The following is a 20,806-nucleotide window of genomic DNA, read 5'->3' as shown; positions in this document are numbered from 1 at the left end:
GGCGCCGCCCGGGTCACCTGCCGCGGTTCTCTCCCGCACCGATGGCGTCGTCGCACCACCGATCGCGTGTGTCAGACGCGTCAATCGGGTCCGCTGTGCCGGACGCCGGGTCCGCGGCCACGGCGCGCGCATGAGCGTCCCACCATTCCGGATACGGGTCCGGTGCGCCGGCACGGGCCGCGCTCGCCTCGTCCTCACGGCACACTTCGGTCGCGGCGCCGGTGGCGGATGCACGAGTGACGTTCAGCGGTGGTGGCGGATGCACCACTGACGTTGAGTGGTGGTGGCGGTGGCGAGGTCACGTCAGATGTTGGTGGCGCATGCTGGGGGCACATCCGGTGGGGGCGGCACCGGCGGCGCTCGCACGTCCGGTGGTGGTGGCGGACGCGGGGCGTGCGCCCGGTGGCGGGGGGCACGTCTGGCGGCGGTCGCGCGACCGGCGCGTGGCCGCGGACTCAGGCGGCGGACCACCGTCCGTGGCCGCCTCGTCGGCCCGGCCACCGGCGGCGAGCAGTCCCGTCGCCGAGAACGGCTCCGCCGCCGCGAGCCGACGAGGGCCCCGCGCTGCGGCTGTCCGCCCCACCGGCTGGTACGCCGACCGAATCCCGCGCCTTCCCAAGGTGTTGTACGAGGTGGTGGTCGAGCAGCACCTGGACGAGCTGGCCGCCGGGCTCCGCGTCAAGATCTCCCCTCGCCGCCTGAACGGAAATGCCGCCTCCGCACTGGCCGGGACAGCCCGGGTGCTCCTGGCGGCACGCCCGGACCTGCGCCGCCCGCTCACCGAACTCACCACCAACTTTCCGGCCACCGGATCCCTGGATGGCACCGGCCACTTCACCGCGCCCGACCTCAGCTGTCCCCGAGGCGCGGTTGCGTTTCGGCACCGACGGCCGTCACAAAATGGAGGCGGCGGCCTCGGCCGGGCGGCCGTTGCGTCTGCTGTCCCTCCGCACCCCGGGTGACAGCCTGGCCGGCGCGGAGGACTGTGCCCGGCTGCCTGCCCTGCGCTCCTGACCCCGTGCGGCCCGGGTGAGCAGGACATGAACCAGCGCCAACGATCGCACCCGCCCGGGAATCAGCGAAGTTCTTGCCGCACCGCACCGCCCTGGCACCCTGCCGTCCCGGCACCGCGACGCTGCGCGCCGCTGGTCCTCTCGGTGGCTGCGGCGCGCTCCGAGTTCCGGCAGGTGGCCCGAGCCAGGCGGGCCGTCCGGGCTGCGTGACTGGCGTCCTCGCGTCCGTGCAGCCTGACCACGTAGGAGCTGTGGTCGGCCTGCTGACGTCCTCGTTGCGGCCCTTTCGCCCACTGCGTCTGCACGCACGGTGGCGCCACCGGCTGGAGGCCCGCGGGCGACGTCGACGCCGACTCCGGAAACCTGCCACGGGCACTGCGAGTGGGCGGCTCGATCAGCGACTTCGGCGCGGACAGCGGACCGACGTCAAAGTCGTTGTCCAGCTCGGGAGTTGTGATGCGGTGGGCATCTTGACGGCGGGTTGTCGCGTTCCTGACAATCACAGTAACCCCACTGTCACCTGGAGGTCCGTTGAGTAACGGCCCGTCACGCCGCGCCGCTCTGTTGGCCGCGGCCGGCAGCGCACTCGCGCTGCCGGTCATCTGTTCCGGCACCGCTCGTGCCACCACCACGGCCACAGCCACCGGCACCGTCCCGGCGGCGACCCGTGAACTGCCCCTGGTCACGCATCCCCGTCACCCCGCCGCCCGTTACGCGCCCGAAGCGGCCCGCAGCGCGTACGCGGAGCCCCTCAACGCCACGGTGGACTGCGCCGTGGGTCACGGAGGACGCGACTGATGGCCACCTTCGTCTCCCGCTCCCAGTGGGGCGCCCGAGCACCCCGCAGCGTGAGCAGCAACATCACCCCCGCGCAGGGCGGCGTCGTCGTGCACCACGTCGACGCGGTCAAGGTCGCCAGAACGAACCACGCGGACTGCGCCGCCCAGGTGCGCGGTATCCAGAACCACCACATGGACACCAACGGCTGGTCGGACATCGCCTACAGCCACCTCGCCTGCGTGCACGGCTACGTCTTCCAGGGCCGCGGCGAGCACGTACGCACCGCCGCGCAGGGCACCACTCAGGGCAATGACGACTGGTACGCGGTCTGCGCCCTCACCGGCGGCACCGCGAGCAACTACGACACGATCACCCCGCAGCTGATCGACGCGATCCGGTACGGCATCAACCGGCTGCGGGTGTCGGGCGGCGCGGCCCGCGCCATCACCGGACACCGCGATCACCATGGCACGGAGTGCCCGGGCGCCCTCTACGCGAGGGTCGTCAGCGGTGAGGTGAACCCCGGCGGCGGACCGCTGCCGTATCCCGGGGTCAGTTTCCGGCAGCCTCCGACGTTCGTGCACGCGAGCGTGGCGACCTGGCAGTACCGGATGAACACCCGGTTCGGCTACTCGCTGTCCGTGGACGGCCAGTACGGTGCCGGCTCCGACGCCGCGTGCCGCGACTTCCAGGCCAAGCGCGGACTGACAGCGGACGGCATCGTCGGCCCCAACACCTGGGCCGCCGCCTTCTCCTGACCGACGCACCACCGGCCGAGCCGAGCGGCTGCCGAACGGCTCGGCCGGTGGTCACGGAGTACTGCGGATCCGACGAATCGGCGATCCCGCGGACGACGGCCCGCGCCTCGGTGTCAGCGCTGCTCACGACGACCAGCAGCCGCTCGCCTCCTCGGTCAACTTGGTGTGTGGCTTATGTCTGGCACTGCTTGGTTGCGGCGGTGCTCCAGTTGCTCCATGCCCCGCCGGCCGGCCTCACGTGTACCCGGATTTCTGCGGTGGCGTTGACGGGGCCGCAGACGCGGTCGCTGTTGCCGAGCTCGAGCGGGCCGATGGTGGACCTGCGGGGGACGAGTGTGCGGCCGTTGCCGAGTTTGACCCAGTGGCCGCCTTCGCGGATGCGGAAAAACGCTTCGTAGTCGACGTAGGAGGCGCGGGCGCGGGAATTGGTGATGACGGCGTGGGCGGTGATGTTCCGCATGAAGATGCGGCCGTCTGCCCACCGTTCGGCGGAGATGCAGCCCTGTGCGCGGATGTTCTGGGTCGAGACGGCGCCTGCGCAGGCGATGGCGGCGGCGCGGGCGTCTGCCGGCAGTGCCAGCGCGGTCAGCAGGACCGCGCCTGCTGTGGCGGCGAGTCGTTGGGGTGTCATGGGATTCCTTTCGGTTGGGGTGTGCGAAGACTGGACTGTCGTCAGGCCATGGGCCGGCACTGGCCGTTGGTACGGGCCGGGATGCCCTGGCACCCACTCGCCCGACGGTGTCTGTGCGGGGTGGTCTTCGGGCGTCATGCGGCGGGTTGGTGCTGGACGATGGTGTCTTCGCAGGGGCCTTCGGCGAACACTTTGAGGGCGTCCATTTCGGCGGTGTCCGCGGTGAGCTTCCACCGGAGTTTGGTGGCGACCCATTCGCCGATGTACCGGCAGTGCGCGTCGGGGGCGGGCGGCAGCCACTGGGACGGGTCCTGGTCGGCCTTCTGCCGCTTCGCGCGGGCGGTGACCGCGACCAGGGAGGCGGCTTGGCCCTGGTCGTTGACGTAGGCCTCGCGGCGGGCGTCGGTCCAGGCCGAGGCGCCGGAACCCCATGCTTCGGCGAGGGGGACGACGTGGTCGATGTCGAGGGCGCGGGGGTCGGTGACGTCCTGGGTGTCGTAGTAGGAGTGCCAGGTGCCGCCGGACAGTTTGCAACCTGCTGTGATGGCCGGGGCGGTGGTGGCTTCGGCGATGAGGACTTCCTTGCGGGTGTTGCACCCGTCGGCGAGGTCGCCGGAGTTCCAGTGCCGGAAGGAGGTGCGGGTGTAGCCGGTGCGGTCCTCGTTGTCGACCGGGACCAGGCCGACGGCGTCGGCGAGGGTGGTGACCTCGGCGGCCCGGAGTCCGGGGGAGGCCACAGCGGTGTGGGCGGGTGTGGATGCCATGAGCGGGACGAGGGCGAGGGAGAAGGTGCCGACGCCGCGTAGCAGGTGTGTCATCACTCCCCGCGTTCTACCGGCCGTGGCGTCCCCGTGGTTGCCCGGAGTGGCCGTGGTTCACCCTCACGGGTTCGGACATTCACCGCGGGAACGATTCACCCTGCGGCCACAGCTTCTTGGGGCGGCATGAGAGGTCCTGCGGTCGACGCAGGGGGCGAGCGAACGGTCCCCGTAGCGCAGGGGTGGCCCGAGGACTGAGTGGTGTCGCCTCCGGCAGGGGCAGGGGAAGGTGTGCCCCTCGCGCGCTGGGAGAACCGCTGCGTGCCGGGATACGAGGTGCCGACGTCTTGCGCCACTCCGGACGCCGTCGCGGTGCACATAGGCTGGTGCGCATGACCGAAGTGGAGGGGGAACGCCCGCGCGCACTGCTCGCGGGGGCTTCGCGGCGATGGGTGCGGCTGCTGCCGTGGGCCGTGGCGTTCGTGCTGTGCACCGCCCTGCTGCCCACGACCATCGTGGTCCTCACCGCCGACTACGGCCTGACCGGAGGTGTCGCCGGCGGGTTGGCCGTCGCGCAGGCCGCGCCCCTACTGCTCGCCGTTGTACGGCCGTTGCAGGCCTGGTACGTGGTCTTCGTCGCGGACGTCGCCGGGGCGCTCGCCCTGCTCACCGTCGACTTCCAGGAGCGGCTGCTGTGGCCGTTCCCGCCCATGGAGATCGTCGGGTACGTCGGCCTCTGCCTCGCCCTGGGACTGCGCGAGCCGCGCCGGACACTGCTGCTCGTGTGGGTGGTCACGGCCGCCGCGAACGTGGCCCTGGGGTTTGTCGCGCCCCATGACTTCGGCGCCGTGGGCCTGCTGTTCACCATCCTCGGGGGCGTCGCGCTCCTGCTGGGCGGTGCGCTGCGCGAGCGGTCCGAGGCGCAACGCAGGCTGGTCGAGCAGGAGACGATCAGCGAGGCCGAACGTGGCCGGCGGACGCTGCTGGAGGAACGCGCCCGGATCGCCCGCGAGCTGCACGACGTGGTGGCGCACCACATGTCCGTCATCACGGTGCAGGCGGACACCGCGGAGTACCGCCTCGACGGGCTGCCGCCGGACGTGCGGGAGGAGTTCACGTCCATCGCGGCGACCGCGCGCGAGTCGCTCGGAGAAATGCGACGGCTCCTCGGCGTGCTGCGCAACGAGGAGGCGCACGGCGAGCTCGGGCCCCAGCCGGGCCTGGCGCAGATCGGGCAGCTGGTGGAAGTGACGGCGAAAGCCCGCGGGCCGGTGGAGTTCACCCCCTGCGACGTCGAGGTGCCCGAGGCGGTCGGCCTGTCCGCGTACCGGATCGTCCAGGAGGCTCTTTCGAACGTCGTGCGGCACGCGCCGGGTGCCCGCACGCAGGTGTCGCTGTCGGTGACGCGGCCCGGTCCGCAGGACGGTGCGCGGCTCACCGTCCTGGTCGTCAACGGACCGCCGCCCCAGCCGCCCGACGGGCCGCTCGAAGCGGGCGGCACCGGGCACGGCCTCGTCGGCATGCGCGAGCGGGTGCGGCTCGTCGGCGGCAGCCTCGACACGGGGCCGCTGCCGGACGGCGGCTTCCGGGTCGCCGCCCGACTTCCCCTGAACATCCGCGACTGAAAAGGACTTCACGTGACGACGCGCGTCATCATCGTCGACGACCAGGCCATGGTGCGGGCCGGCTTCGCCGCCCTGCTGGCCGCCCAGAGCGACATCGACGTGGTGGGCGAGGCCCCCAACGGCGCGCAGGGCGTCGAGCTGAGCCGGCGTACCCACCCGGACGTCGTGCTGATGGACGTACGGATGCCCGAAATGGACGGGCTGGAGGCCGCACGCCGCCTCCTGGAGCCGGCACCCGGTGGTGGGGGCACCTCCCACGCCCTTCAGGCAGTGGGGGAACACCGGCCGCGCGTCCTGATGCTCACCACCTTCGACGTCGACGACTACGTCTACGAGGCGCTCCGGGCGGGCGCGAGCGGCTTCCTCCTCAAGGACGCGCCGCCGGCCGACCTCATCGCGGCGGTCCGCATCGTGGCCGCGGGCGACGCGCTGCTCGCCCCATCCGTGACGCGCCGCCTCATCGCGGACTTCGCCCAGCAGCGTCCCGCCACGCGGGGCAAGTCCGCGCGGCGACTCAAAGGCCTGACGGAGCGCGAGACCGAGGTCCTCACGCTGGTGGCCCGCGGGCAGTCGAACGGCGAGATCGCGCAGACGCTGGTGCTGGCTGAGCAGACGGTGAAGACGCACGTCAGCCGCGTCCTGACCAAGCTCGACCTGCGTGACCGCGCCCAGGCGGTGGTCTTCGCCTACGAGTCGGGGCTGGTCGTTCCGGGCGAGTAGCACCACCCCCGCCCCTCCTCCACCCCCTACCGCGGTAGCACCCCCACGTTGGCTCCCCGGTATGACGCCCGGCGCCCAGTCGTCCCCGCACTCTTCACCCGTCACGGAAAGTGCACGGAGAGGAAGACGGGACATGAGGCGACGACGACGCAGGGCAAGCGGCAGAAGGCGGACCACCGGCCCGAGGTCCCGGCCGCCACGCCCGGCCCCGCCGTCGAACGGCGCGACGTCCGGCGGCAGTACGACCGCGGGGCGGGCACGGCGCACGCCCTCGCGGACATCGCGGGCACGGTGCACGCCCTGGCGGGCATCGACCTCGCCCTGCCGCGCCGCGCGCTCACCGCGGTCATGGGCCCGTCCGGGTCCGGCAGGTCCACCTTCCCGCAGTGCGCCGCCGGACTCGACCGGCCGACGGTGCGGTCCTTGCTCCTCGGCGCCACGGAGAGCACCGGCATGAGCGAGAACGAGCTCGCCGACGGCGCCTTCGCCGACCACGTCGAGCGTGGCTGGTCCTGACCCATCCAGTGCGGCAGCCGGCATCGCATCGGCCCCGCGCCGGCTCCCACCCGCACCCGGCTCCCACCCGTATCGGCTCCCGTCTCTCGGGCCGCGGACAGCGCACACCGTGCCGCGGCGGTCCTTGCCCGCGTCCGGCACAAGCCGCGGGGCGGCAGCGCCACATGCCGAGCGCGCCCCCGCCCCCTTCCTCACCCGGCAATGACGGAAAGGACACTCATGACCACAACCCTGGCTCCCCCGGTCCCCATCAGGAAGGCCGCTGTCGGGGCCCTCGGCTTACTGGCACTGTCCACCGGCGCTCTGGAGTCGGTCGTGTCACCGACCATCCCGCTCCTGGAACGCGAACTGGACATGAGCCAGTCCGAAGGGGCGCTGCTCAGCATCGTGCTCCTCATCACCGGGGCACTCATCACGCCGTTGGCAGGCAAGTTCGGCGACCGCTACGGCGGGAAACGGGTGCTGGTCCGGCTGATGGCGCTCGTCGCGGTCGGCGGCTCGGTGTCCGCGCTGGCCCCGAACCTGCCCGTGCTGCTGCTCGGGCAGGTGCTCCAAGGGGCGATGGTGGGCGCGCTTCCCCTGTCGTTCATCGTCGTGCGCAGAAACCTGCCCCCGGGAGAGTCGAAGGTCGCCATCGGGGTGGTCAGCGGACTCTTCGTCGGGGGAGGGATGGTCGGCATGCTGTCGGCCGGGCCGGTGGCGGAAGAGCTCTCCCGGCACTGGATGTTCGCGCTGCCCACGATCGCGGTCATCGGGGCCACCCTGCTCGTGAACAGGCTCATGCCGGCCGACGAGCCGGGCGGGTCGGACGACGCCGGCATCGACTGGCCCGGCCTGCTGCTCCTGAGCGGGACGCTGGTCACGCTCGTGCTCGTGCTCGCGCTGGCGCCCGAAGCGGCCTCGCAACCATTCGTGCTCGGCGCCCTCGTCGTGCTTCTGGCCGTCTTCGTCACCGGCTGGGTGTCCGTCGAACGGCGTGCGGCCTCTCCGATGATCGACCTGCGCATGCTGGCACGGCCCGCGATCTGGAAGGCGTGTGCGCTGACCTTCGTGATCTGCCTCGGCACCTCGATGGCCGTCTATCTCGTTCCGCAACTGCTCGACGAGCGCGGCGACGGGTACGGATTCGGTGCCGGCGCCACCGAGATCGGCTTCTTCCTGCTGCCCGGCGCCGTCGCCGCGACGCTGGCCGGGCCGCTCGGCGGTCTCGGGGACCGGCGTTTCGGCTCGCGTGCCGTGGTCAACACCGGGGTCGTCATGATGGCCGTCTCCCTGGTCGTCCTGGCGTCCGTGCACACCGAGGTCTGGCACGTCGTCGTCGGCAAGGCTCTGATCGCGCTGGCCAACGGCCTGTGCGTCACGGCGATGATGACCAGCACCGCCACGGCCGTCGATGCCAAGGACACCGGCATCGCCACCAGCCTGGTCCTGGTGAGCCGCGTACTCGGCTACGCCGTGGGCGGGCAGCTCGGTGGTGCGCTCCTCACCGCCGCCACCCCTGCCGGGTCGGAGGTCGCGGCCGAATCGGCCTACGTCACCGGCTTCGTCATAGCCGGCGTCGTCACGTCGCTGGCCCTGCTCGTCACTCGCACCATGCCCAAAGGAGTAAAGGAATGACCCGCACCGATCAACTGACGGATGTCCGTGGCACGCCGGGGCGCAGGGTCCTGATCTCCGGGGCCAGCATCGCGGGGCCCGCCCTCGCGTTCTGGCTGAACCGCTACGGATACGCGGTCACGGTCGTGGAGAAGTCGCCCACCCTGCGTGGGGGTGGCTATCCCGTCGACGTGCGCGGCACCGCACTGGAAGTCGTCCGGAGGATGGGGATCCTCCCGCGGCTGCGGGACGCGCACATCGACCTGCGGCGGATGACCTTCCTCGACCCGGACGGCAGCGAGGTGACCTCCCTGCACCCGCATGCCGTCACCGGCGGCGTCGCGGGACGGGACCTGGAGGTGCGGCGCGGGGATCTGACGGAAGCGCTGTACACGGCGGTCCGTGACGACGTGGAGTTCCTGTTCAACGACTCCGTCGACACCCTCGACCAGAGCGACCGCGGGGTCGACGTCACCTTCCGCGGGGGCGGCAGCCGTACGTTCGACATGGTGTTCGGAGCGGACGGCATGCACTCGCGTACCCGGGAAATGCTGTTCGGCCCCGAAGCGCAGTTCCACCGCTACCTCGGCTACTGCTTCGCTGTGTTCACCATGCCCAACACCTTCGGGCTCTCCCACGAGACCGTGATGTGGAACGCCCCGGGCCGCGCCGCGGCACTCTACGCCGCGGGCGACGACGACGAGGTGCACGCCTTCCTGAACTTCGCCCGGCCGGAGCCGCCCACGGAGGCGTTCCGGGACCCGCAGGCCCAACGCGACCTGGTCGCCGAGGTCTTCGCCGACGCGAGATGGGAGGTCCCGGGCATGCTGGCCGCCCTCCGCGAGGCGGAGGACCCGTTCTTCGACGGGGTCAGCCAGATCCGCATGCCCCGCTGGTCCAGCGGCAGGGTCGCGCTGGTCGGCGACGCCGCGTACGCGCCCTCGTTCCTCACCGGACAGGGCACCAGCCTCGCGCTCGTAGGCGCGTACATGCTCGCTGGCTGCCTCGCGGACGGGGATCACGGCGCGGGCCTCACCGCCTACGAACGCGACACCCGGCAGTTCGTGACCGCGAACCAGGACCTGGTCGGCCAGGGCGGCGCCACCCTCTTCCCCACCACCGCCCAGGCCCTGGAGCAGCGCAACGAACGGCTGCGCAGCCTCAGCGCCATGCCCCCGGCAGCGGGAAACCCGGCTCACTCGGCGCTCACTCTGCCCGAGCCCCGGCGCCCGGCCTGACCGCCGAGCCGGGTCGGGCGCTGCCGGCTGATGGAACGCCGTCCGGAACAAGTCGAGCCGTTCCTCCGACATTGTCAGGGAGAACGGACACCTCCCCGTCAGGCCTGGTTCAGGTCAAGTCCAGGCCCCGTTCAGGTCCCTTCGGCGCACCGCACAACCTTCGGCCGCCTCCGCGGGTCTCGCATGGCGAGTCACATTCGCGCGCACGCGCTGCCGGTGTCCCACGCCGCCGGTACCGCGTGTTCTGAGGAGGAACCGTGGGCATTCGCCGACCCGCCCTGTCGACCGCCGTAGCCGCCGCCCTGATCGGGTCGTTCGCCGTGCCGATCGCCGCGGGCACCGCATCCGCGCAGGACGGCGCCACCACCGTGCGCGAGGACTTCAACGGTGACGGCTACCAGGACATCGCGGTCGCCGCCCCCGGCGCGACGGTCTCCGGCCACAGCCGGGCCGGCTACATCACGGTCGGCTACGGTTCGGCGACCGGCATCGACCCGGCGCGCACCACGTTCATCAGCCAGGACACGCCGGGCGTGCCCGGTGCCGCCGGTGACAACCAGGGCTTCGGCTACGCCATGATCGCCCGCGACCTGGACGGCGACGGCCTGACCGACCTGGCCGCGGTCGCCCGCGGCTACCGGGCCGAGGAGAACGTCAGCGGCACGGTGATCGCCCTGTGGGGCAGGCCGACCGGCCTGTCCGGCGAGGGCGCCGTCCGTATCGGCGCGACGGCGAACGCCGAGGTCGGGAATCAGATCACCGCGGGCGACGTCAACGGCGACGGCCACACGGACCTGTTCATGCGCAACGGGTCCGAGTACGACTACCACGACGTGCTCTACGGCCCCTTCGGCCGCGACGGCGCCCCCGCCCGCGAGCAGCAGGTGCTGGTGTACAGCACGGACAACGCCATCAACACCACCGCCTCGGGCGACTTCAACGGCGACGGCATCGGAGACTTCGCGACGTTCTACGTCTACGAGAACCACGCCGAGGGCGGCAAGCTGTGGCTCGGCTCCGCGTCCGGCCTGTCCACCACCCCGGTGCGGCTGAGTTCGGCGGCCGCGACCGCCGTCGCCGACTTCGACCGGGACGGCTACGACGACCTGGCCACCCGGATCTTCGCGAACGGCGACACCGAGGGCACCGAGGCCGACCCGGGCACGGTCAAGATCTACTACGGTTCGCCCTCCGGCCCGAGCCAGACCCGTACGCAGACGATCACGCAGAACACGGCGGGCGTGCCCGGGACGAGCGAGACCGGCGACCAGTTCGGCGCGCAGCTCAGCGCGGCGGACGTGACGGGCGACGGCTACCCGGACCTGGCCGTCGGCGTTCCCGGCGAGGCGATCGGGACGAAGACGAAGGCCGGGGCGGTGGTACTGCTCAAGGGCACCGGGAGCGGACTGACCGGCACGGGCGCGCAGGCCTTCCACCAGGACACGACGGGCGTGGCGGGCACCGCGGAGCCCGGCGACGTGTTCGGCGGGTCGGTGCGGCTGCTCGACCTGACCGGCGACGGCAAGGCCGACCTGGTCGCGGGCGCGCCGGGCGAGAACCTGGGCATCGTCGTGAACGGCGGCGCGGTGTGGATGCTGCGCGGCACGTCCTTTGGCCTGACGGCCACGAACTCGGTGGACATGAACCCGAACGACCTCGGCACCACCGTGACGAAGGCCCTGTACGGCGAGAACCTCAGCAACGGCAACGGCACCAACATCGTGATCCCGTAGCCCACGCGGCACACCATGGAGCACACCGTCGGCAGCGCCGACGAACACGGTGCAGTGTCGGGGTGCAGGCCTTGGTGACGTGCGCGAGGGTCGACTGGCCATACGTGGGGGAATGGGACCGGCCGCCCGTCAGCGTGGCTGACGGGCGGCTCTCCGCCTCGCGTTCAAAGCCACGACAGTGCCGTCATTTCGCATCGAGACGGATTCGAGACTCAGCGGCCCGAGCGTGCTACCGGCAACGGACCGGACGTCTTGTGGGCGATCGGTGGTCCGAAGCACCTCGGGCTTGAAGCCAAGTCGGGGACGAGCTCGGACAAGAGCCGGCGGAGCGACGGTGCCCCCTGGAACGCGCATCATCACCAGTGGCACCGTGGCCCAGCTGGGCGACGCGGTGCGCAAGGCGATGGTGGCACTTGTGGATGCGGGCAGTTGGATCGACCCGGAGGCGGTGGCGCGCAGTACCTCGCTCACCGCCTCCTGGCAGAGGGCATTGCCCAGCGATTCAGCGTTTCTCCTCGCTGACCTGGCGTAGACAACGTCGGCCCTGACCGCTGTCCGGGCCGACGTCAACTCGGGCTCCAGCGGCTTACCGCCGCCGGCGGAGGTGTCACGCCCCCTCCACGCCCAGCTCCCGCAGGGCGGCCAACTGGTCCTCTCGGAGGCCGCGACGTGGTCCAGGCCGTGGCAGGGCCCGCGGGGGCGGTGGGCCTGGGCGGCACGCTCGCCGACCGCGGGTTCGCGGAGCGGGACATCGACGCCTGCCTCGCGGGCCTGAGCGGCAACCTCGACAACGCCCCACCGGCAGGTGGACGCCGAGCTGCTGCGGAGCCTCTACCGGGACTCCGTCGGCTGATGCGCGGTGCGGAGACGGGCCGGACCGGCAGCGGCAGCGATCCGGCCACATGTGACGCAGCGCACAATTAGGGAACGTCCTCCCGCGCGACCCTCTCGTGAGGCATGATTCGAGCAGGCGGCTACTTACCGGTAGGTAGTGAGCGCCCATCTTTCGCCACATCAGTCTTCCGTACTGGAGGGGATGTTGTCGTCAACCACCATCAAGAACGCCGTCCACGGAGAGATCTCCGTCGGCACCGTGCTGACATGGTCCAAGCGGTACACCGATGAAGAGGTGTACGACTACTACGAGTTGACGGGCGAGCCGACCGCGTCGCTGCCCGAACACCTGCCGTACGTACTGGCCGTCGCCCCGCTGACCAAGCTGGGCGGAGACCTCAACTACCTGTCGCAGCGCATGGACTGGCGCGCGACCCGGCCGCTGGGGCGCAACGAGGAGATCGTCGCCGAGCTGGAGGTCACCCGCCTGGAGCCGACCGCCGGGATGACCAAGATCGCCTTCGACGCACGCATCCGTTGCGGGGACGAGGTCGTCATCACCGGCCGCAGCAAGGGCCTCATCGTCAGCGAGTGACCCGCACCGCCTCCCACACAAGGGCTTCGAGAGAACGGATGGTTCTGCCGTGAGCACCACCACCCGCACCACCACGCGCACGTTATGCGCCGAAGACATCGACGTCTGCGCTCGCCTCACTGGCGACCTGGGCGCGCACCACATGGGCGGACACGGCGACCGCCGGATGGCCCAGGGGGCGCTCACTCTCTCCGTGGTCCCCCTGCTCGGCGAGCCCGGGGTGCACCTGCGCGACATCTCTCTCACCTTCCTCGCCCCGGTCTACGAGGGCGACACCGTCACCGCGACCGTCCGCGCCACCGAGCCCAACGCCGGGGACGGATCCGCCGTGGCCCCGCGGCCGCCCGCCGGCCAGACGCTGCTCAGCTGCGAGATCAGCGTGGTCAACGGCGCCGGCACCCCCGTGCTCACCGGCACCGGCCTCGCCCAGCTGCCCCACACCATGGCTGACGACATGGCGAACACCCCGGCTCCCGAGGGGAGCTGACGCATGTCCGCCGACAACCCCACCAGTGGCCTCAAGCTGCTCACGCCGGAAGTCTTCGCCGACCCCTACCCCACGTACGCGCTGCTGCGCGAGCACGATCCGGTGCACTGGGACGACCAGCTCAACGGCTTCCTGCTGACACGCTACGACGACGTGAACGCGGCGATCCGCGACCACGAGACCTTCTCGTCCCGGCGCATCCACCTGCTCGCCGCGCGTGGCGGAGCCAACCCCTCCGCCGCGATGCAGCGCTTCCTCGCGCTCGCCGAGCAGTGGATGTGGATGCTCGACCCGCCCCAGCACACCCGGGTGCGCAAGCTGATGAACCAGGGCTTCAGCCCGCGCGACGTGCGGCTCCTCGAACCCCGGGTGTCCGGGATCGTGACCCGGCTCGTCGACGCCATGCTGGCGAAGACGGACGGCTTCGACCTGATCCCCGACCTCAGCTACGCGGTGCCGGCCGGTGTGCTCCTCGCCCTCTACGACCTTCCCGAAGAGGACGGCTCGCTCATCACCCAGTGGTGCGACACCATCAAGGTCTTCCTCGGCGGCGCCCCCGACCTGCTCGGCACCCAGGCCCCGGCGGTCCGGTCGCTGCAGCAGATGATGGACTACCTGGGCGCGGTGATCGCCGAGCGCCGGAAGAACCCCAAGGACGACCTGATCTCCCGCCTGGTGCAGGCGGAGGAGGACGGCGAGCGGCTCGGCGACGAGGAGCTCTGCTCCAACCTGCTGCTGCTGTTGGTGGCCACGTACGAGACCTCCGTCGACATGATGGGCAACGGGCTGCGCGGGCTGCTCACCCAGCGGGACCAGTGGGAGCTGATCAAGGCCCGGCCGGAGCTTGTCCCGGCCGCCGTGGAGGAGATCCTGCGCTGGGACGGCCCGGTCCAGCTCACCCACCGGGTGGTCACCCGCGACGTGGAGTTGCACGGCACGGCCATCAAGCAGGGCCAACTCGTCTACCTGGTACGGGGATCGGCCAACCGCGACCCGGCGCACTTCAGCGACCCGGACCGGTTCGACGTGACCCGCACCGAGACCGGACACGTGGCGCTCGGCACCGGCGTGCACTTCTGCATCGGGGCCGGCCTGGCCCGACTGGAAGGCGCCTGCGTCCTGCGGGAGTTGATCGACCGGGCACCCGAACTCGCCCTGGACGCCTCCCGCCCGTACCGCTGGCGCGCCGACAACCTGCAGTTCCGCGGACTCGCCACCCTGCCCGCGACGGCAGGCGGTCCGACACCGGCCTAGGCCCTGCCTTTCGGATCAGGCCGGACCAGGGCCGACCCACGGGGACTCTTGTGGCAACGCCGACGAACTCCGCACCGCGCCACGTTCCATTCCTTCACGTCCACCTCGCGGATCTGTCCGCCGTGTACCCGGCGGCGGAACAAGGCCCGCCTGGCCTGCCCCAGCCGGAGCGCGCGGCGCTGCGCGACCGGTACGCCCCGGGCCGCAGGCGCACCCAGGCCCAGGCGTCCCGGCTGCTCGTCCGGGCCGTCCTGAGCCGGGCCACCGGCCGGCCCGCGCACCGGGTGTCCGTCGTCACCGACGCCGACGGCCGCCCACGCCTGGCCGGTCCGCCGACCCGGTGGCCGCGCTTCGGAGTCAGCCACGACAGCGGGCTGCTCGCGCTGGTGCTCGGCACCGGCCCGTGCGGCATCGACGTCGAGGACACCCACGAGGACGCGCTGCGCGAGGTCGCCGACCGCTTCTGCGGCGTCGCCGATCACGCGCTCCTCGCCGAACCGGACGGGGCCCGGCGCCTGTGGGCGGCCAAGGAGAGCGTGGCCAAGACGCTCGGACCCGGGCTGCGCGCTGGACTGGGCACCATCCACTTCACCGGCCACCCCGGCCGGCAGTGGGCCGAGGCCGGCTGGCGCGGCCGGCCGGCCGGACTGCGCACCCGCGTGGTCGACCTCGGCAACCGTCACCTGGCGGTCACCGCGGCGACGGTGCCCGCCGCCGTACGCCTCACCTGGTGGCAGCCGCACCGGGCCGGCACCGACGGCCGCTGGGGGCTGCGCCCCGGCGCCGCGACACACGCAGGACCACGGGTCGTCGACGACATCCGTGGCATCGACATCAACGCCGTACAGGCGGCCTGGACGTCCTGGTGACGCCTGCCGTCCTACGCCGTCGTACGAAAGGGGGAAACCGATGGACGAACCGACGCTGCACACCGCACTCGACGCGATCGCCATCGAACACGGGGAGGTCGTCGTCGACTTCCCCGCCGACAAGGTGGCGCTGAGCCTGACCGAGCTGAGCGCCCGGTCCCGGCGGATCGCGGCGCACCTGCAAGACCTGGGCATACAGAAGGGCGACCGCGTCGGCGCGCTGTCCACCAACGAGCCCGACTTCCTGCTGATCCTGTTCGCGCTCAGCCGCCTCGGCGCGTGCGTCTGCCCGCTGCCGATGCACTCGCGGGACGGCGCGGGCCGGCTGGTCGGCGTACTCGACGACGCCGGGATCAAGGACGTGGTGGTCTCGAGCCGCCTGGCCAAAATGGTGCCCTTCATCGAGGAGGCGCTCCCGGGCCGCCGGGTGCTCGGCGCGGCCGAGATCCTGGCCCGGGGCGGACCGGGTGAGGCGGACGAGGCGGGTGCGCCGGACGAGGTGGACGGCGCGGACGTGTCGGCCGACCGCGAGATCGTCCTCCAGTACACCTCGGGCAGCACCTCGCACCCCAAGGGCGTGCGCCTGACCCACGCCAACGTCCTCGCGACCCTGCGCGCGATCCGCGACGGCATCCGGCTCACGCCCGCCGACAAGAACGCCAACTGGCTGCCGCTCTTCCACGACATGGGCCTGTTCGGCACGCTCACCGGCATCCTGACCGGCGTGGCCTGCACCATCTGGCGCCCTTCGGCCTTCGTCAAGGACCCGGCGGGCTGGCTGCGGCAGTTCGCCGACGGCGGCTACACCATCAGCCCGATGCCCAATTTCGCGTACGACTACCTGGTGGAGGCCGTACCGGCCGACGAGGCCGCGTCGTACGACCTGTCCCGCTGGCGGGTGGCCTTCAACGGCGCCGAACCGATCGCCGTGGACTCGCTGGAGACCTTCTTCGGGCACTTCACCGCGGCGGGCTTCGACCCGCGCGTGATGCTGACGGTGTACGGCCTGGCGGAGGCGACGCTCGCGGTGACCTTCCCGCCGCTCGGGCGCGGACCGCGCTACGACTGGGTGGACCGCGCGGCGCTCGCCGAGCGGGGCGTCGCCGTACCGGTGGAGCGGACCGCGCCGGGTGCGCGCGGCCTGGTCGGCGTCGGCCGCCCGGTGCTCGGGATGGAGCTCCGGATCGCCGACCCGGACGGCGACGGCGGCGGTGCGCTCGACGACCGGTCGGTCGGCGAGGTACAGCTGCGCGGCGCGTCCGTCACAGCGGGGTACGTCGACGACGCCGGCACCCTGACCCAGCCGTTCACCGCCGACGGCTGGCTGCGCACCGGCGATCTCGGCTATCTCGCCGACGGCGAACTGCACATCACCGGACGCCGCAAGGAGATGCTCATCCTGCGCGGCGACAACTACTACCCGGACGACGTGGAGAGCGCCGTACGGACCGACGAGGCCGTGCACCGCCGCCGCTGTGTGGCCTTCGTCCACCAGGAGCTGGAACGCGGCCAGGGGTTCGGCAGCGGCCAGGAGGGCCACGGCGAGCGGGAGTTCATGGTCCTGGTCGCGGAGACCGACCGCCCCGAGGCGGAGCACACCGCCCTGGCCGACCACCTGCGCACCCTGGTCCGCAAAGCCCTCGGCCTGGACGACCTGCACGTCGTGCTGGCCGCCCCGGACACCTTGCCGCGCACCACCAGCGGAAAGCTCCAGCGGCTCGCCGCCAAGCGTGACTTCGTGGACGGCCGCTGAAGCCGGCCCCCTCCCGCAGCTCACCCCACCGACCAAGGGATGAACCGATGCACAGTTACGACGTCTTCACCCAGTACGAGCGCAACCACTGGAAGCTGACCGACATCGACTTCTCCGCCGTCGACAAGGACAAGGTCAAGCCCGAGTACGTGACGATCGCCAAGAGCGCCGTGATGGGCGAGTCGAACGTGATCGCCGCCGTGCACGGCTTCCTCAACGAGTTCGTCGACGACTACGACTTCTCGACCTTCGCCGTGGTCTGGGGCAACCAGGAGGTCCAGCACCACTACATGTTCAAGGCCTGGCTCGACGCCATCGGAGAGAAGGTGGACGACGCGGCGGTCGCGGCCATGCGCGCCCCGTACGCCCCGGGCCTTACCCCGTCCGCGACGCTGGCCACCAACATCATCTCCGAGCTGACGGTGAACCACATCTACCGCCGGGTCGCGAGCGCGGTGGACGAGCCGATCCTCAACACCCTGCTCCTGAACGCCAGTCGGGACGAGGCCGGGCACGCCCGGGAGTTCATCCACTACTGCAGGGAGCGGCTGCTCCGGCACCCCGAGGAGACGGCCTCCGTCCTCGAGACGCTCTACGTCTACACCTCGGACAAGCGCATCAAGCACCCCGTGGGCATCTTCAAGAGCGAATTGACCGAGCTGGAGGACCACGAGACCATCGACACGGCCTTCGAGCTGTTCCTGGAGCGCATCGCCGACGCCGACGAACTGCTCGAACTTCAGAAGAAGATCCGCAAGGTGTTCGGCACCATCGTGGACATGGATCTGTCGACGAACGGCAAGGTGCGCCGCGCGCTGGCCGAGGTGATCGCCGCGTGACCGCCCTCAGCGTGGAGCCGGGCTCGCGCGACGGCGAGCCGGTCGAGCTGCCCTGGCGGGTCCTGCCGGACTACCAGTGCTTCGGCTGCTCTCCCTCAAACGAGCACGGTCTGCGGCTCCAGTTCCGGCACACGCCGGACGGCGGAATCGCCTGCGATCTGACGTTCGACCGCACCTTCGAGTCCTACCCGGGCGTCGTGCACGGGGGGATGTCCGCCACGGTCTGCGACGAGATCATGGGCAATCTGCTGGTGCTCCGCCTGGGCGTCTCGGTCTTCACGACCAGCATGCGCACCCGCTATGTCGAACCCCTGAAGATCGGCGCCACGTACCGCTGCACGGCGAGCACCGACGCGGTGGCGGGCGACCAGGGCCCGTTCACGGCACACGCCCAGATCACCGACGCCGCCGGACAGCCCGTCGTCTTCGTCTCCGGCTCCTACCAGCCGGTGACGCCGGAGCAGACCAAGGCCCGGATGGCGATGTCCGACGACGAGGCCCGGCTGGTGGACGAGGCGCTGTCCGCGCTGCGCACCGACTGACCGCCGAGCACCGCCTTTCCGCTGAGGCACCAGAGGCACCAGAGGCACCAGAGACGTCAGAGACACGCGAGACACCCGAGACACCCGAGAACCGTATGAGGAGAGCACGCACATGTCCCAGATCCACACCAAGGACGAGATCATCAGCACCGTGACCGAGCTGGTCGCCACCGAATTCGGCCGCCCTGCCGCCGAGTTGGCCCCCGACCGCGACCTCTCCTCGGTGGAGGGCGCCGACTCGGTCAAGGTGCTGCGGTCCGTCGCCCGGATCGAGCGCACGTACGACATCGAACTGGAGGACGACCAGGTCTTCGGCTTCAAGACCATCGAGGACGTGGCCGAGGCCGTCGCCGTCCTCGTCGCCGAGCGGGGCTGACCGCCCCATGACCGTCGACCACATCGAGCAGGCCGAACCGAAGACCAACCAGCACTACGACCAGGACCCCCGGGTGTTCGAGCTGTATCTCGACCGCACCCGCAAGTACAGCGCCGGGATCTACCGCACCGACGAGGACACCCTCGACCAGGCCCAGCAGAACAAGCTGCACTACGTCGCCGACCGGCTCGGCATCCGGCAGGGCGACCGGCTGCTCGACATCGGCTGCGGCTGGGGCTCGCTGATCCTCTTCATGGCGGCCGAGTACGGCGCGACCACGACGGGCATCAGCCCCGCGCCCAACCAGCACGCCTACATCGCCGAGCGGGCCGCCGAGATGGGCCTGACCGGCCAGGTGGCCACGCGCGTCGGGCAGATCGAGAACCTGGAGCTCGAACCGCGCTCGTACGACGCGATCACCATGCTCGGGTCGATCGTCCACATGCCCGACCTGGACGCGGTCTACCGCAAGGCCTGGGACGCGCTCAAGCGGGGCGGCCGGATGTACGTGTCCGAGAGCTGCTACCGCAACGACGCCAAGCGTGCCGAGTTCGCCGAGCGCGAGAACTCCGTCTTCGTACGGGACTCGATCTTCGGCTGGGGCGACATGCGTCCGCTCTCCGACCTGGTGCGCGGCGCGGAGAACGCCGGGTTCTCGGTCCTCGCCGTCGACGACCTGACCGCGGGCTACTGGCGCACGATCGAGGACTGGCTCGCCAACGTGGAGCGCAACGCGGCACGCCTGGACGAGATCGAGCCCGGTCTGTCCGAGCAACTGGTCCGCTATCTCAAGACGGCCAACGCAGGGTGGGGCTACACCACCAAGCACTACGCGCTGACCCTCGGCAAATCCCGTTAGGGGAGGACACGTTGACGCAGACCGAGGACACACCCGCCAGGTGGAGGGGCGCCCAGACCGGCGGACCGCTGCTGCCCGCCACCGATGTGGACGCGGCGGTCGGCGCCTTCCTGCGCGCCTCGCCCCCGACGAAGCGCTGGGACGCCGACTTCAGCTTCGACTGGTCGCAGGCCGCCGCCGGCCGGCTGACCGAGGGCGAGCGTTCGGCGGTGCAGTTCGTCACCATCATCGAGGACCATCTGCCCGGCTACTTCGCGCTGTACGAGCAGAACTTCCCGGTGGACGACAGCGTCGACCGCGAGACGTACATCCACAACCGGGAGCTGTACCACTTCACCGTCCGGTGGGCGCAGGAGGAGGACACCCACGCACAGGTACTGGCCCGCTATCAGCTGGCCACCGGCATCGCCGAGCAGCAGGAGCTGTGGACCTCGCTGGCCGACGAGGGGCGGAAGCCCTTCGAGCTGCCCTACTCGGAGGCGGTGCAGTTCTTCGTCTATCCCCTGGTGCAGGAGAAGGCCACCCAGATCTACTACCAGCATCTGCGCCAGGTGGTCGGCGATCCGCTCCTGAAGGAGATCCTGATCCGGCTCAGCAGGGACGAGGCCCGGCACTTCTCGTTCTTCGCGGACATGGTCGGACGCTACCTGGAACGCTACGGAGACGCGGTGGTGGACCCGATCCGCGAGGTGATCGCCGAGTTCCGGATGCCGCTCGCGGACACCATCCGCGGGTACTGGCGCTGGGCCCTGAAGATCGCCGACACGGCTCGGTACGACCACACCGAGGCGTATGACCACCTGGTGAAGGTGGTCAACCGCGCGGTGGACGCCAAGTCCGACAAGGTGAACGAACTGATCTCGTTCGTCACGGCGTGCGGTCAGCTGGGGCCTCGGCTCTGAGCTCGCGGGGCCGTTTCAGAGGGATCTGAAGCGGCCCCCGTTATGTTCTTCGCGGTCCTGCAATGGGGCTGCTGGCCTCCGGGCCCGGTATGACTGTGTCCCCTCTGTCGAAGGCATGACCTGGGGGG

General features: G+C 71.1%; 20 protein-coding genes and 1 pseudogene. 19 read left to right on the top strand and 2 right to left on the bottom strand.

Annotation, left to right across the window (positions count from 1 at the left end; translation table 11 throughout):
* The first annotated feature begins 1,544 nt into the window (after positions 1-1,544).
* Together ACZ7D7_RS32890 and ACZ7D7_RS32885 are read left to right on the top strand one after the other, a co-directional pair.
* Complete coding sequence (locus ACZ7D7_RS32890; protein ID WP_470829129.1) at positions 1,545-1,811, top strand: hypothetical protein; 267 nt, start codon at positions 1,545-1,547, stop codon at positions 1,809-1,811.
* Positions 1,811-2,551 carry a peptidoglycan recognition protein family protein gene (locus ACZ7D7_RS32885; protein ID WP_470829128.1) on the top strand — a complete coding sequence of 247 codons (741 nt, stop codon included), beginning with the start codon at positions 1,811-1,813 and terminating at the stop codon, positions 2,549-2,551. The genes ACZ7D7_RS32890 and ACZ7D7_RS32885 overlap by 1 nt, the downstream gene beginning before the upstream one ends.
* A 172-nt stretch (positions 2,552-2,723) precedes the next feature.
* On the opposite strand, the gene ACZ7D7_RS32880 is transcribed toward ACZ7D7_RS32885, so the two are convergent.
* Positions 2,724-3,182: a hypothetical protein gene (locus tag ACZ7D7_RS32880; RefSeq protein WP_470829127.1), complete on the bottom strand. Its 459-nt coding sequence runs from the start codon at positions 3,180-3,182 to the stop codon at positions 2,724-2,726.
* Between the two features lie 134 nt (positions 3,183-3,316).
* Positions 3,317-4,000 (bottom strand): HNH endonuclease family protein, encoded by a 684-nt coding sequence (locus ACZ7D7_RS32875; RefSeq protein WP_470829126.1) that lies wholly within the window; start codon positions 3,998-4,000, stop codon positions 3,317-3,319.
* A 332-nt stretch (positions 4,001-4,332) separates the two neighbouring features.
* Here ACZ7D7_RS32875 and ACZ7D7_RS32870 point away from each other — a divergent pair, with 332 nt between their 5' ends.
* The 17 genes and pseudogenes from ACZ7D7_RS32870 (at position 4,333) to ACZ7D7_RS32790 (ending at position 20,678) form a co-directional block, all read left to right on the top strand.
* Positions 4,333-5,565, top strand: coding sequence for a sensor histidine kinase (locus ACZ7D7_RS32870; RefSeq protein WP_470829125.1), 1,233 nt, complete (start codon positions 4,333-4,335; stop codon positions 5,563-5,565).
* 12 nt (positions 5,566-5,577) lie between these two features.
* A complete protein-coding gene (locus ACZ7D7_RS32865) occupies positions 5,578-6,285 on the top strand; it encodes a response regulator (RefSeq protein ID WP_470829124.1) in 708 nt (235 codons plus the stop codon).
* 153 nt (positions 6,286-6,438) lie between these two features.
* Positions 6,439-6,762, top strand: a pseudogene (locus ACZ7D7_RS32860) (ABC transporter ATP-binding protein); the annotation flags it as partial.
* Positions 6,763-7,020: 258 nt separating this feature from the next.
* Positions 7,021-8,418, top strand: coding sequence for an MFS transporter (locus ACZ7D7_RS32855; RefSeq protein ID WP_470829123.1), 1,398 nt, complete (start codon positions 7,021-7,023; stop codon positions 8,416-8,418).
* The gene (locus ACZ7D7_RS32850; RefSeq protein WP_470829122.1) at positions 8,415-9,635 is read left to right on the top strand and encodes an FAD-dependent monooxygenase; all 1,221 of its coding nucleotides are present in this window, start codon (positions 8,415-8,417) and stop codon (positions 9,633-9,635) included. Before ACZ7D7_RS32855 ends, ACZ7D7_RS32850 begins: the two co-directional genes overlap by 4 nt.
* A 257-nt stretch (positions 9,636-9,892) precedes the next feature.
* The gene (locus tag ACZ7D7_RS32845) at positions 9,893-11,368 is read left to right on the top strand and encodes an FG-GAP-like repeat-containing protein (protein ID WP_470829120.1); all 1,476 of its coding nucleotides are present in this window, start codon (positions 9,893-9,895) and stop codon (positions 11,366-11,368) included.
* Positions 11,369-11,738: 370 nt separating this feature from the next.
* Positions 11,739-11,900, top strand: coding sequence for a hypothetical protein (locus ACZ7D7_RS32840; protein ID WP_470829119.1), 162 nt, complete (start codon positions 11,739-11,741; stop codon positions 11,898-11,900).
* 504 nt (positions 11,901-12,404) lie between these two features.
* Positions 12,405-12,797, top strand: a complete 393-nt coding sequence (locus ACZ7D7_RS32835; RefSeq protein ID WP_470829118.1) for a hotdog family protein — start codon at positions 12,405-12,407, stop codon at positions 12,795-12,797.
* A gap of 49 nt (positions 12,798-12,846) precedes the next feature.
* Entirely contained in the window at positions 12,847-13,284 is a 438-nt protein-coding gene (locus tag ACZ7D7_RS32830; protein WP_470829116.1) for a hotdog family protein, read from the top strand.
* Between the two features lie 3 nt (positions 13,285-13,287).
* Complete coding sequence (locus ACZ7D7_RS32825) at positions 13,288-14,538, top strand: cytochrome P450 (protein ID WP_470829114.1); 1,251 nt, start codon at positions 13,288-13,290, stop codon at positions 14,536-14,538.
* A gap of 50 nt (positions 14,539-14,588) precedes the next feature.
* On the top strand, positions 14,589-15,407 hold the full coding sequence (locus ACZ7D7_RS32820; RefSeq protein WP_470829113.1) for a 4'-phosphopantetheinyl transferase family protein: 819 nt from the start codon (positions 14,589-14,591) through the stop codon (positions 15,405-15,407).
* A gap of 40 nt (positions 15,408-15,447) precedes the next feature.
* Positions 15,448-17,160, top strand: a complete 1,713-nt coding sequence (locus ACZ7D7_RS32815) for an AMP-binding protein (RefSeq protein WP_470829112.1) — start codon at positions 15,448-15,450, stop codon at positions 17,158-17,160.
* Positions 17,161-17,207: 47 nt separating this feature from the next.
* Positions 17,208-17,999 carry a ferritin-like domain-containing protein gene (locus ACZ7D7_RS32810; RefSeq protein ID WP_470829111.1) on the top strand — a complete coding sequence of 264 codons (792 nt, stop codon included), beginning with the start codon at positions 17,208-17,210 and terminating at the stop codon, positions 17,997-17,999.
* Positions 17,996-18,541 carry a PaaI family thioesterase gene (locus tag ACZ7D7_RS32805; RefSeq protein ID WP_470829110.1) on the top strand — a complete coding sequence of 182 codons (546 nt, stop codon included), beginning with the start codon at positions 17,996-17,998 and terminating at the stop codon, positions 18,539-18,541. Before ACZ7D7_RS32810 ends, ACZ7D7_RS32805 begins: the two co-directional genes overlap by 4 nt.
* Before the next feature lie 112 nt (positions 18,542-18,653).
* Complete coding sequence (locus ACZ7D7_RS32800) at positions 18,654-18,917, top strand: acyl carrier protein (protein ID WP_470829109.1); 264 nt, start codon at positions 18,654-18,656, stop codon at positions 18,915-18,917.
* Between the two features lie 7 nt (positions 18,918-18,924).
* Positions 18,925-19,776, top strand: a complete 852-nt coding sequence (locus tag ACZ7D7_RS32795) for an SAM-dependent methyltransferase (protein WP_470829107.1) — start codon at positions 18,925-18,927, stop codon at positions 19,774-19,776.
* Positions 19,777-19,787: 11 nt separating this feature from the next.
* Positions 19,788-20,678, top strand: a complete 891-nt coding sequence (locus ACZ7D7_RS32790; protein WP_470829106.1) for an acyl-ACP desaturase — start codon at positions 19,788-19,790, stop codon at positions 20,676-20,678.
* The last annotated feature ends 128 nt before the right edge of the window (positions 20,679-20,806 follow it).

The sequence above is a fragment of the Streptomyces sp. NPDC037054 genome (assembly GCF_055606745.1).
The sequence above is the reverse complement of the archived record's forward strand: the minus strand, read 5'-3'. Positions and strand labels throughout refer to the sequence as shown.